At 68.8% G+C, this 12,294-nt stretch carries 11 protein-coding genes and 1 pseudogene; 2 read left to right on the top strand and 10 right to left on the bottom strand.

From position 1 onward, the window contains the following. Positions 1–66: 66 nt before the first annotated feature. Entirely contained in the window at positions 67–1,272 is a 1,206-nt protein-coding gene (gene ftsY / locus R4823_RS02000) for a signal recognition particle-docking protein FtsY (protein ID WP_338617181.1), read from the top strand. A 33-nt stretch (positions 1,273–1,305) separates the two neighbouring features. Here the strand turns inward: ftsY and R4823_RS02005 are convergent, their stop codons facing one another. Genes R4823_RS02005 through R4823_RS02015 form a run of 3 tightly spaced genes read right to left on the bottom strand, consistent with a single transcriptional unit; the run spans position 1,306 to position 4,040 of the window. Continuing rightward, a complete protein-coding gene (locus R4823_RS02005; protein ID WP_338617184.1) occupies positions 1,306–2,214 on the bottom strand; it encodes an alpha/beta hydrolase in 909 nt (302 codons plus the stop codon). A 1-nt stretch (position 2,215) separates the two neighbouring features. Next, entirely contained in the window at positions 2,216–3,184 is a 969-nt protein-coding gene (locus R4823_RS02010) for a tripartite tricarboxylate transporter substrate binding protein (RefSeq protein WP_338617187.1), read from the bottom strand. A 58-nt stretch (positions 3,185–3,242) separates the two neighbouring features. Next, on the bottom strand, positions 3,243–4,040 hold the full coding sequence (locus R4823_RS02015) for an aspartate dehydrogenase (RefSeq protein ID WP_338617190.1): 798 nt from the start codon (positions 4,038–4,040) through the stop codon (positions 3,243–3,245). Positions 4,041–4,144: 104 nt separating this feature from the next. On the opposite strand from R4823_RS02015, the gene gcvA reads away from it, so the two are divergent. Beyond that, positions 4,145–5,020 carry a transcriptional regulator GcvA gene (gene gcvA, locus R4823_RS02020; RefSeq protein ID WP_338617192.1) on the top strand — a complete coding sequence of 292 codons (876 nt, stop codon included), beginning with the start codon at positions 4,145–4,147 and terminating at the stop codon, positions 5,018–5,020. Between the two features lie 22 nt (positions 5,021–5,042). Here gcvA and R4823_RS02025 read toward each other — a convergent pair whose 3' ends face one another. From R4823_RS02025 to R4823_RS02055, 7 genes and pseudogenes are all read right to left on the bottom strand, one after another. Beyond that, positions 5,043–5,993, bottom strand: coding sequence for a succinylglutamate desuccinylase/aspartoacylase family protein (locus R4823_RS02025; RefSeq protein WP_338617194.1), 951 nt, complete (start codon positions 5,991–5,993; stop codon positions 5,043–5,045). A 2-nt stretch (positions 5,994–5,995) separates the two neighbouring features. Next, positions 5,996–6,979, bottom strand: coding sequence for a tripartite tricarboxylate transporter substrate binding protein (locus R4823_RS02030; protein WP_132979802.1), 984 nt, complete (start codon positions 6,977–6,979; stop codon positions 5,996–5,998). A 201-nt stretch (positions 6,980–7,180) separates the two neighbouring features. After that, a complete protein-coding gene (locus R4823_RS02035; protein WP_087838426.1) occupies positions 7,181–8,092 on the bottom strand; it encodes a LysR family transcriptional regulator in 912 nt (303 codons plus the stop codon). 100 nt (positions 8,093–8,192) lie between these two features. Then, on the bottom strand, positions 8,193–8,939 hold the full coding sequence (locus R4823_RS02040; protein WP_087838425.1) for an amino acid ABC transporter ATP-binding protein: 747 nt from the start codon (positions 8,937–8,939) through the stop codon (positions 8,193–8,195). Positions 8,940–8,983: 44 nt separating this feature from the next. Beyond that, positions 8,984–10,000 (bottom strand): annotated as a pseudogene (locus tag R4823_RS02045) (amino acid ABC transporter permease); the annotation flags it as partial. A gap of 113 nt (positions 10,001–10,113) precedes the next feature. Further along, positions 10,114–11,268, bottom strand: a complete 1,155-nt coding sequence (locus tag R4823_RS02050) for an amino acid ABC transporter permease (RefSeq protein WP_338617199.1) — start codon at positions 11,266–11,268, stop codon at positions 10,114–10,116. A gap of 7 nt (positions 11,269–11,275) precedes the next feature. Next, entirely contained in the window at positions 11,276–12,259 is a 984-nt protein-coding gene (locus R4823_RS02055) for an amino acid ABC transporter substrate-binding protein (protein ID WP_243724521.1), read from the bottom strand. Positions 12,260–12,294: the final 35 nt, after the last annotated feature.

Raw genomic sequence — 12,294 nt, forward strand, 5'->3', positions numbered from 1 at the left:
TCCGCCGGGTGGGCCGCCGCCCGTCGTCCCGATGAAGGCGCAGGCCGTTACAGCAGACAGGTTTCCATGTTCAGTTTCTTCAAGAAGAAGACCCCCCAGCCTTCCCCCGAGCAGGATCGTGCGCAGGAGCCGCCCGCCGCGCCCGTTCCCGCGCCGGCGGCGGACCAGCCCGCCGTCCCGCCGGCTCCCCGGGAGCCAATTGCCCAGGAGCCCGTCGCTCCCGGGATGGCGGCGCCCGACACGCCGGTAGCGCCGCCTCCCGTGCCGGAGGAGCCGGCGGTGCCCGCCCAGGCGCCCGCGCCGGCCCAGCCCGTCCCCGCACCAGCTCCGGCGCCGGCGCTCCAGGCGGCCCCACCCGCCAAGTCGTCGTGGCTGGCGCGCCTCAAGAGCGGGCTGTCGCGCACCGGCCAGAGCCTGACCACGCTGTTCGTGGGCGTGAAGGTCGACGAGGACCTGTTCGAGGAACTGGAGACCGCGCTCATCATGGCCGATACCGGCGTGGACGCGGCGCAATCGCTGCTCAAGGGGCTGCGCGAGCGGGTGCGCCAGGAACGCATCGAGGATGGCGACCGCGTGCGCCAGGTACTGCGCGAACTGCTGGCCGAGCATCTGCGGCCGCTCGAGCGCCGCTTCGACCTGGACCGCCCCGCGCCCATCGTGACCATGATCGCGGGCGTGAACGGGGCCGGCAAGACCACGTCCATCGGCAAGCTGGCGCGCACCTTCCAGCAACAGGGCCGACGCGTGCTGCTGGCCGCGGGCGATACCTTCCGCGCGGCCGCGCGCGAACAACTGGTGGAGTGGGGCCGCCGCAACGACGTCACGGTCATCGCCCAGGAAGGCGGCGATCCGGCCGCCGTCGCCTTCGATGCGGTCAAGTCCGGCCAGGCGCGCGGCATGGGCGTGGTGATGGTCGATACCGCCGGCCGCCTGCCCACGCAGTTGCACCTGATGGAAGAGGTCAAGAAGATCAAGCGCGTGATCGCCAAGGCCGATGCCTCGGCGCCGCACGAGGTGCTGCTGGTGATAGACGGCAACACCGGACAGAACGCGCTGGCGCAGATCAAGGCCTTCGACCAGGCCCTGGGCCTGACGGGCCTGATCGTGACCAAGCTGGACGGCACCGCCAAGGGCGGCATCCTGGCCGCGGTGGCGGCCGGCGCGCAGGGCGTACGGCCGGTGCCGGTGTACTGGATAGGCGTGGGCGAGGGCATCGACGACCTGCAGCCCTTCGTGGCGGACGAGTTTGCCGGGGCGCTGCTGGGGAATTGATGCCGGCGGGAACGGCCCTGGCGCCGTCAGGTCCTAGGCCGGCCGCTCCATGAACGCCAGGATCTGCCGGCCCAGGTCATCCTCGGCGGTATTGAAATGCGCCACGATCGACGTATGGTTGTGGCCCGCCATCCAGACGAAGCGCGGCGCGCGGCGCCGGACGCGGGTCAGCGCGGCAAGCAACTCCACGCAGTGCACGTCGATCAGCGGGTTCTCGTACTCGGCTACGGCGATCATGGTGGGCAGCGCCTGCGCCGTGACGTGGTTGACCGGCGAGCCGTCCTCCATCGTGGCGGGCGAAGTGCCGTAGTAGGCCTCCACCCGGCTGGCGTTGGGATTCTCCGCCGAATTCTCGGCCCGCACGCGGCCGGACACCACCACCAGGCCGGCCAGGCCGTGCCCTGCGGGCGGGTGGAAGCGGGCATCGTAGGCGTAGTGCGCCGCATGGGTGCCGCCGGCCGAATGTCCCATCAGGAAGATGCGGCCCGGGTCGGCGCCCAGTTCGTCCGCGTGGGCGCGCACCCACGCCACCGCGGCGGCGATGTCCTGCGTGCCGCTGGGATAGGGATGGGCGGGCGCCAGGCGGAATTCGACGTTGACGCCGATGATGCCGTGCCGGGCGAAGTACCAGAGCACATTGCTGTAGATCTCCGCCGTGCGGTCCTTCTCGCCTTCGACGAAGGCGCCCCCGTGCACGAACATCAGCACCGGCCGGCGCGAGGCCGCCTGGCCCAGCGGCTGGAAGACGTCCAGGCACTGGCGCGGATCGTCGCCATAGGGAAGGTCGCGCGTGACCGTGGCCAGTTTCGGCGCGTCGCGCAGGATCTCGGAGAACCCCTGCACCATCTGGCGGACGTGGGCCTGTACGCTGGTGCCCCAGCGCGGACCGAGTTCCGCCATGGCCTGGCGCAGGGACGGGGGGATGTCGGGAGGATGCGGCATGTCAGTCCACCTTGCCGATGCGGCGAACGGCGGCCTGCACACGTTCGGCGTCGGTCTTCCAGTAGGCCGCGAATTCGGGCGCGTCCATGTAGTCGATGGGGCTGCCCAGGTTGAGGAATACCTGTTGCAGTCCCTGTTGCGCGGTGACCTTGCGCACCGCCTCGCGCAGCGCGTCGATGACGGGCTTGGGGGTGGCGGCGGGGGCGATCAGGGCCGACCATTGCGTGAACTCGACATCGTAGCCCAGCGACTTCAGGCTGGGGACGCCGGGCATCGAGGCCAGCGGCTTGGTACCCCAATGGGCGAGGGGCCGCATCTTGCCTGACTTGACGAAGGTGCTGGCGTTGGCGGGCCCGCTGGCCGCCAGCTGGACCTGCCCGGCCAGCAACGATACCAGGGCCGGGCCGCCGCCCGAGAACGGCACGTGGGTGATGGGAGCGCCCGATGCGGCCTTCAGCATTTCCATGGGGATGTGCATGGCGCCATACACGCCAGATGACCCGTAGTTCAGCGCCTGCGGGTTCTTCTTGGCATCCGCGACCAGTTCGGCCACCGATTTCCACGGCGCGTCGGCCCGGACCACCAGCAGGTTGGGGTCGGCGGTGATGCGCGCAATGGGTACGAACTGGTCCAGCTGAAAGGCCGGCTTGCGGCCCAGCAGGCGGTCGGCCTCGGGCAGCCCCGATATGGACGACAGCGTCAGCAGCAGCGTGTAGCCGTCGGGCTTGGCGCGCGCGACCATGCCCGTGCCCACGACACCGCCGGCGCCACCCTTGTTCTCGACGATGACCGGCTGTTTCAATTCATGGCCCAAGGCATCGGCCAGCGGGCGGGCGATGTTGTCGGCCAGGCCGCCGGCCGCATTCGGCACGACGATCGTGACAGGCCCGGCGGGGAAGGGTGCGGCGGCCATCGCGGGGCCGGCGATGGTGCCCAGCGCGGCCAGGCAGGGGATGAGTTTCTTGAGCATGATGGTCCTTGCAACGATGTCGTGGGTGCCGCGCCGGGCGCCGGCACGCACAGGGGGGTCAGATCACGATGGCGTTCAGGCGATTGCGCACGGCGCGCACGATGGACATGCCGGCCAGCGCCGAGGTCTTGGGGTTGGACGCGAAGGCGGCGGCCTCGACCATGACCTCGAGCCGGCCGAAGGCGCCACGCGCCGAAATGGTGTGCGTGTTGCCGCCGGCGGCGGGGTCGGCGATCAGGCGGACCCGGGTCTGGTCCAGCCCCATGCCGGCCAGCCCGACCATGGCGGCGACGTTGGCGTTCTGCGGGAAGGTCGCGGCGGCTTCGCGCGCGGTGCCTTCGAAGAACACCGTGGCTTCGGCAAGATGCTCCAGGTCGCACAGGCTGGCGGCCGCCGTGCCTTGCCAGCTGCCAGGGGGCTTGCGCCCGGTGTAGTCCACCGATGCCAGTCCGCTGTCGCGTGCGGCCGCCAGTGCGTCGACGCCGGCCAGCGCGCCTGGCACCAGCGTCAGCTGCGCCCCGCCCGCCCGGCAGGCCGCATCCAGCCGGTCGACCATGCCGGGCAGCGCCAGCGCGCCCACCGACGCGACGATGGTGTCGATACCCTGTTCCAGCAGCCGGGGCACCAGGGTACCCAGCGCTTCATGGCCGGCGCATTCGACGGCGAAGTCGGGGCGGGTTTCCAGGCCGTCGACCGATTGCACCACCTGGCCATGCCTGCCCAGCTTGCGGCGGGCGTCGTCGGCCCGTTCAGCCCGTTCCAGCACCAGCCACCGGCCGATGCGCGGATCGTCCCTCAGTTGATCAAAAATCGACTGCCCCATGGCTCCGAAGCCTGCGAGCAAGATGGTCTTCATGCGGGAATGCCTCCGGTTCGTCAGACTCGAATCGTGCGGGCCTGGGCGCCGTCAGGCAATCGATATATAGTCAACCCGGTTTACTTTTCATCAACATCTCCAGGATGAAACTGCCGCCCCTGAACCCCCTGCGGGTGTTCGAGTCCGCCTCGCACACCTTGAGCTTCACGCAGACCGCGCGCGAGCTGCACGTGACGACGGGCGCGGTCAGCCGGCAGATCCGCGTACTGGAGGAATTCCTGGGCATGCGCCTGTTCGAGCGTGCCAGCGGCGAAGTACGCCTGACGCCGGCGGGCCGGGAGTACCGCGACGACCTGAGCGGAGCCTTCGAGCGCATATCGCAGGCGACCACCAAGGCCCTGAACCGGAACCGGGACCAGCCGCTGCACGTGTGGTGCCAGATGACGTTCGCCATGCGCTGGCTGCTGCCGCGCATGGCCGAGTTCCATGCGCGGCATCCGGACCGCGATGCCGTTTTCACCACGTCGCTCAAGCAACTGGACAATCTAAGCGACGCCGACGTCGCCATCTGCATCGGCCATGGCGACTGGCCGGGCGTGATCGCCCACCGGCTGGTGGACATCGAGCTGCTGCCGGTGTGCAGCCCGGCCTTGCTTGCCGGACCGGTGCCCCTGCGCGTACCGGCGGACCTGGCACGCCATACCCTGCTGCAATCGGCGGCCCGGCCCGGCTATTGGGGGCGGTGGCTGGCCGCCCATGGCGTGGACGGCGTCGACCCGGCGCACGGGCTGACCTTCGAGAACGTCACGCTGGCCTACCAGGCGGCGCTGCAAGGCATGGGCGTCGCCATGGGCCAGTACGCGCTGGTGGCCGACGACCTGGCCGCCGGCCGGCTGGTTGCGCCGTTCGAAGGGCGGCTCGTGCTGGATTCCGCCTTCTACCTGGTCTATCCCGAACGCCTGCGGAACGATGCCCACGTCTGCGATTTTCGCGACTGGGTGATGGCGCAGGCGGCCTGATCGCGGCCGGGCCTCCCAAGCCTCAGGCGACCCGCCGCGCCAGCCTGACCACGGTCACGCCCGGCACGAGTTGCCGCAGCGAAGGCATGACCAGCGTGCAATGGTCGTACGGTGTCGTCACCGGCTCGCCGTCCTGCCAACCGATGATGGTGCCGGCGCGCTCCAGCTCCTCCAGCCCCTGCCAGGGCTGCGCGAACCGGAAATCCATGCTGCGCGCGACCACCGGCTGCGTGACCTCGATGGCCTGCTGGGCGTCCGGCGCGGGGCCCATCCATTCGGCGGGAATGTCGTTGTCGTCGACGATGCCCGAGGCGCGCAGGAAGCGCGCCACCTGGTCCTGCGCCACGGCCCGGCTTTCGAGCGCGCCGTGGTAGCCGCATTCGATCAGCAGCGAGCGCGTGCCGTTGTCGGTCATCTGGCCGAAGCGTCCGTAGTCGCGCATGCGCACGCCGTCCTTGTGTCCGGCGTCGACGATGATGTGGCGCGGCGCGCCCAGTTCGCGGGCCAGGTCCAGGTTGCGCGGCTGCATTCCGGTCAGCAGCAGCGGGGCGCAGGGTTCGTGCATGGAATGCAGGTCCAGCAGCCAGTCGGCTTGCCGCACCCAGGGCAGCAGCGCGGCGGCGCGCGCGCGCTCGCGGGTAGTAGGGGCGGCGAGCTTGTCGTCGCTCCAGACCCGGTTCAGGTCCTCGTCCAGATAGCGCGAGGCGTCGTGTCGGGCGGCATCGAAGGTATCGAACGCGGCCAGGTTGCAGAACGCCAGCGTCAGCTTGCCGCGCCGGGGCCGCAGGCCGGATTCCAGCGCGGTCTTGACCGCCCAGGCGCCGCACAGCTCGTTGCCGTGTACCAGCGAGGTGACCAGCACATGGCGGCCGGGCGTGCCCGAGTCGAAGTGCCAGACGCCTTCGACGCCGGTGTTGCCGGCACGGACGGCGGACAGGTCGGGCACGGGCAGCAGGAAATCGTGAGTCGCCATCTTCATTCCTCGATCTTGGCGAACTCGACGATGCGCTTGTACTTCTCGGTCTCCTTGCGCTGGAACTGGGCCAGGTCGACGCCCGGGGCGGCCACGGTGGATCCCGATTCCTGCATCTTGCTGCGGAACTCCGGCATCTTCAGGACGTCGTCCAGCGCGGCGCGCAGCTTCGCGACCACGGGCGCGGGTACGTTGGCGGGGCCGTACAGACCGAACCAGATGTCCATGTTGACGTCCTTCAGGCCGGCTTCGGCGAAGGTGGGGATCTCGGGCGCGAGCGGCGCGCGCGAGGCCTGCATCAGGCCGATGGGCACGAGCTTGCCGGCCCGGATGTTGGCCAGCGCGCTGGACAGCACGAACACGCCGAATTGCAGTTGGCCGCCCATGATGTCGCTGGCCAGCGGCGCGACGCCGCGATAGGGCACGTGCACCAGCTGCAGGCCGCCCGCTTCCTTCAGGCTCTCGGCCGACAGGTGCAGCGCGGTGCCGACGCCCGAGGTGCCGAAGCTGAACTTGCCGGGATTGGCGCGGGCCTGGGCCAGGAACTCGGAGATGTTCTTGATGGGGGAGTTGGCCGAGGCCACCAGCACCATGGGCTGGGTGCTGATCATGCCGATGGGCGTGAAATCCTTCAGGCCATCGTACTTGACCGCCTTGTTGATGAGGCTGGCGATGGCCATCTCGTTGGATGCGCCCAGCAGTAGCGTGTAGCCGTCGGCGCGGGCCTTGGCCACGCGCTGGGCGCCGATCACGCCGCCGGCGCCACCCACGTTCTCGACGATGACGCGTTCGCCGATGCGCTTGGACAGCGCCTCGCCGAACAGGCGGGCGGTCAGGTCGGTGCTGCCGCCGGCCGGGTAGCCCACTACCAGGGTGATGGGGCGGGCGGGATAGTCGTCTTGCGCATGGGCCGGGACGGCGGCGGCGCCGGCGCAGGCGGCGAGCGCCAGCATGAGGGCGCGGCGCGTAAGGGTAGGCTGGTTCATGGTGAGGCCCCGTACAGAGCAGTTATCGTGCCGCCATCCTTGCGCACGGCATGGATGCAAAGGTGCGAATCAGGCACATGTATGTGCGGATTCGGCCCGGCACCAGGGTTTGCCCCAGGAAGGTGCGGAGGTGGCGGATATACGAAACGCTTGGCGCCCCAGGGTGGTGCGGGACGCGGGCGGGGCTTCCCGCGGTACGGATCAGCGGGCGAATTCCGTCGCTGCCCAGACCGCCTCGACCACGTCGGCCTGGCGCGCGCGGGGCCGGTACAGCCGGACCTCGAACGGGACTTCGTCGCTGCGGCCGCCCAGGACCACCATGTTGCGGCGCTGGCAGTCCGCCGCCACCATGGACCAGGGCAGCCACGCGACGCCCAGGCCCTTCTTGACGAATTCGTAGACGGCGTCGGCCGAGTCGCAGCGCAGGAACACGTTCATGCCCGCCAGCGGATTGCGCTCGAAATGCTCGCTCAGCAGCCGTTCCATGGACAGGCCGATGCCGTAGGCGATCAGCGGCGTGGCCTGGCTGGCGCCGATCAGGCTGTAGCGGGGCTTGCCTTGCGCATCGGCCACGCTGACGGGGACCAGCTTCTCCGTGGACAGCGTCAGGTGGCGATAGCGGTGGCCGTTCAGCGGCACAGACAGCGCGCGGTGCTCGTAGCAGCACAGCATGTCGACCTTGCTCTGTTCAAGCATGGCGGCAAGGTCGGAAGTCGCGCCGGTGATGATGTCGATCTGCGCCTTGCCCCGCAGCGGGCTGCGCGGCATGTGGGTGATGCGAGCCAGCCAGTCGGCCACCAGGGTGCGGGCCAGGGTGCGGCCCGTGCCTATGCGCAGGCTCATGCCCTGGTTGGTGCCGTGGCGCTGGATTTGCGAGCGGGCGTTGGCGACGCTTTCGACCGTGCGTTCCGCGGTCTTGAGCATGACCTCGCCCTCGGGGGTGAGCTGGACCGGCGTGCGATTGCGTTCCACCAGCGGCGCTCCGGCCCAGACCTCCAGCGCGCGGATGCGGCGGCCGAAGGCGGGATGGGTGACGTGCCGCATTTCAGCGGCGCGCACGAAGCTTTGCGTGCGGGCGAGCGCGATGAGGTCTTCGAAGAGTTTGAGGTCCATGAGTTCCGGATTTTAATGCCTCGGGGTGCTCATCCCCGGTTGGCTTGCTCAATCGTAATAATTGGGCGTTTCGGGTTCATGGCGCCGCCGCCGGATCCGCTCAGTGCAGGATCTGGCTCAGGAACAGCCGGGTGCGCTCGTTCTGCGGATTCGAGAAGAAGGCCTCGGGGGTGTTCTGTTCGACGATCTGGCCCTGGTCCATGAAGATCACGCGGTCCGCGACCTGCCTGGCGAAGCCCATTTCGTGCGTCACGCACAGCATGGTGATGCCGGTCTCGGCCAGCGAGGTCATCACGTCCAGCACTTCCTTGACCATCTCCGGATCGAGCGCGGAGGTCGGTTCGTCGAACAGGATGATCTTGGGCGACATGCACAGCGATCGCGCGATGGCGACCCGCTGCTGCTGCCCGCCCGAGAGCTGTCCCGGGTACTTGTGCGCCTGCTCCGGAATGCGCACCCGTTCCAGGTACTGCATGGCGGCGGCCTCGGCCTGCGCCTTGGGCTGCTTGAGCACCCATATCGGGCCCAGCGTCAGGTTCTGCAGGACGGTCAGGTGCGGGAAGAGGTTGAAATGCTGGAACACCATCCCGACTTCCCGCCGGATCGCCTCGATGTCCTTCAGGTCGCTGGTCAGTTCTATGCCGCCCACGGCGATGCGGCCCTGCTGGTGTTCCTCCAGGCGGTTGATGCAGCGGATCAGCGTGGACTTGCCGGATCCGGACGGGCCGCAGATGACGATGCGTTCGCCGCGCTCCACCGCAAGGTCGATGTCGCGCAGCACCTGGTACTTGCCGAACCATTTGCTGACGCCTTCCATTTGTATGATCGGCTGCGTGGATGAGGACATGGCGGTTTTCCTGTCGGGGGCTTGCGTCCGGGCGGGACGGGAGCTCATCGTTCCCGGTCCGTGCGCAGGCGCTTCTCCAGCGATTGGCTGTAGCGCGACATCGCGAAGCAGAATACGAAGTAGATGGCGGCGATGAACAGGTAGGCCTCGACCGAGAAACCCGGCCAGGCGGCATCGGCCAGCGAGGCCTTGGCCGACTGGGTAAGGTCGAAGATGCCGATGATCACCACCAGCGAGGTGTCCTTGAACACCAGGATGAACATGCTGACCAGCGGCGCGATGATGGTCTTGAGCGCCTGCGGCAGCACGATCAGGCGCATCTGCTGCCAGTAGCCCAGGCCGATCGAGTCGGCGCCCTCGTACTGGCCCTTGGGGATGGCCTGCAGGCCGCCCCGCACCAGTTCGGCCAGGTAGGCGGCGGCGAACAGGATGATGGCGATCTGCGCGCGCAGCAGCTTGTCTATGCTCATGCCCTCGGGCAGGAACAGCGGCAGCATGACCGAGGACATGAACAGCAGGCTGATCAGCGGCACGCCGCGTATCAGTTCGATGTAGACCACGCACAGGGCCTTGATCGCGGGCAGGCGCGAGCGGCGCCCCAGCGCCAGCAGCACGCCCAGGGGAAAGGCCAGGCCCATGCCGAAGGTGGCCAGGATCAGCGTCAGCGGCAGGCCGCCCCACAGCGTGTTTTCGACGTATTGCAGGCCCAGCACGCCGCCCCACATCAGGATGCCGGTGGCCGTCAGCGCGACGACCCAGACCAGCGCCAGCCAGCGGTTCCAGAAGCGGCGCAGGCAACTGGCCACGACGGCGCCGATCAGCAGCGCGCTGGCCAGCAGCGGGCGCCATTGTTCGTCGTAGGGATACAGGCCGAACAGGATCAGCCGGTGCTTCTCGGCGATGAAGGCCCAGCATGCGCCGCCGGCCTCGCGGCATTCCTGCGCCGACGAGGCCACGAAGGTCGCGCGTATCAGTCCCCATTCCACCAGCGCCGGCACGATCATCAGCAGCAGCCAGGCCACCAGCAGCGTCAGTACGACGTTCAACGGAGACGAGAAGAGGCCCCCCCCTACGCGCTTCGCGCGCCCCCCAGGGGGCGGCGCTGGCGGACCGGCGGAGCCGGATCCGCGGCGCCCTGGAGCAGAGTCATCGTCGATGAGGGACGCCGCCTCCATTAGCGTTCCACCAGCGCCATACGGCGGTTGTACAGATTCATCAGCACCGAGATCGTCAGGCTGACCGCCAGGTACACCGTCATGATGATCAGCACGCCCTCGATCGCCTGGCCGGTCTGGTTCAACGTCGTGTTGGCGATGGAGACGATGTCCGGATAGCCGATGGCGACGGCCAGCGAGCTGTTCTTGGTCAGGTTCAGGTACTGGCTGGTGACCGGCGGGATGATGACCCGCAGCGCCTGGGGCAGCACGACCAGCCGCAGGACCTTGCTGCGCCGCAGGCCCAGGGATTCGGCGGCTTCCCACTGGCCGCGGTTCACGGACTGGATGCCGGCGCGCACCACTTCGGCGATGAACGCCGCCGTGTAAATGACCAGCCCGAACAGCAGCGCCGTGAACTCGGGGGTAAGCGTGGCGCCGCCGATGAAGCCGAAGCCCTGCAGGTGGGGCACGTCGAACTGCACGGGCGCGCCGCCCGCCAGCCACCCGGCCAGCGGCAGTCCGACCAGCAGCGCGACGACCCAGTGGGCAATGGGGCGCACGTCTCCGCTGTGCTGCTGGCGCTTGCGCATCCAGTGGGCCAGCGCCAGCGACAGCACGACCGCCAGGCCGAATCCCGCCGCGGCCAGGTCGAAGCCCAGGTGGTCGGCGGGCAGCGGCAGCTTGATGCCGCGGTTGGACAGGAACACGCCGGGCAGCAGCTCCAGTGCCTGGCGGGCCGGAGGCAGGGTCTCGGTGATCAGCGCATACCACAGGAAGAGTTGCAGCAGCAGCGGCGTGTTGCGCATCAGTTCGACGTATACCGATGCCAGCCGCGCCACCAGCCAGTTGCGCGACAGGCGGGCAATGCCCACTACCGTGCCCAGGATCGTCGCCAGCACGATGCCGGCCGCCGCCACGCGCAGCGTGTTCAGCAGACCGACCAGGATGGCCCGCGCATAGGTGTCCTGCGGATCGTAGCGGATGGGCGTCTCGCCGATGGCGAAGCCCGCTTCGCGTCCCAGGAAGCCGAAGCCCGACGCGATGTTGCGGGCGGCCAGGTTGGCCAGCGTGTTCGAGACCAGGAACCAGGCCAGCCCGGCGACGGCGGCCAGGGCGACGGCCTGGTAGACCGCCGACCGGACGGAAGGGTTGCTCCAGCTGAACCGGGTCATGCGCGCATCAGCGGATGGGCAGCGCGTACATCAGGCCGCCCTTGGTCCACAGCGCGTTGGCGCCGCGCTGCATCTTCAGGGGGCTGCCCTGGCCCAGGTTGCGTTCGAAGCTCTCGCCGTAGTTGCCGACCTGCTTGACGATGTTGTAGGCCCACTTCTCGTCCACGCCCAGGTTCTTGCCGGCGCCGGGCGTCACGCCCAGGATGCGTTGCACGTTGGGGTTGGCGCTCTTGGTCATCTCGTCGACGTTCCTGGACGTGATGCCGTATTCCTCGGCCTCGATCATCGCGTTCAGCGTCCACCGGACGATGGCCGCCCACTGCTCGTCGCCCCGGCGCACCATGGGCCCCAGCGGCTCTTTCGAGATCATCTCGGGCAGCACGACGTAGTCGTCCGGGTTGGACAGCTTGGTGGTGCGGATCACGTTCAGCGCCGAGATGTCGGTGGTGTAGGCGTCGCAGCGGCCGGCGGCGAAGGCACGGACCAGTTCGTCGAACTTGTCGATGACCACGGGCTTGAAGGTCAGCTTGTTGGCGCGGAACCAGTCGGCCAGGTTCAGTTCGGTGGTGGTGCCCGGTTGCAGGCAGATGGCCGCCTGGTTGAGTTCCTTCGCGCTCTTGACGCCCAGCTTCTTCGATACCAGGATCCCCTGGCCGTCGTAGAAGTTCACGCCCACGCCCGTCAGGCCCAGCGCCGCGTCGCGCTGCAGCGTGATGGAGGTGTTGCGGGGCAGGACGTCCACCTCGCCCGATTGCAGCGCGGTGAAGCGTTGCTGGGTATTGAGCGGGGTCAGCTTGAACTTGGTGGCGTCGCCGAACAGCGCGGCCGCGACGGCCTTGCACAGGTCCACGTCGATGCCGGTCCAGTTGCCCTTGCTGTCGGGGTTGCTGAAGCCGGCCACGCCGGTCGACACGCCGCACTGCACGAAGCCTTTCTTCTTGACGGCGTCCAGCGTGGGGCCGGCGTGGGCGGCATGCGCGGCGCCCAGCATCAGGGCGGCGGCGAGGAAGGATTTCAATGCTTTCA

The sequence above is a fragment of the Pigmentiphaga sp. CHJ604 genome (assembly GCF_036972535.1).
GTDB classification, from domain to species: domain Bacteria; phylum Pseudomonadota; class Gammaproteobacteria; order Burkholderiales; family Burkholderiaceae_B; genus Pigmentiphaga; species Pigmentiphaga daeguensis.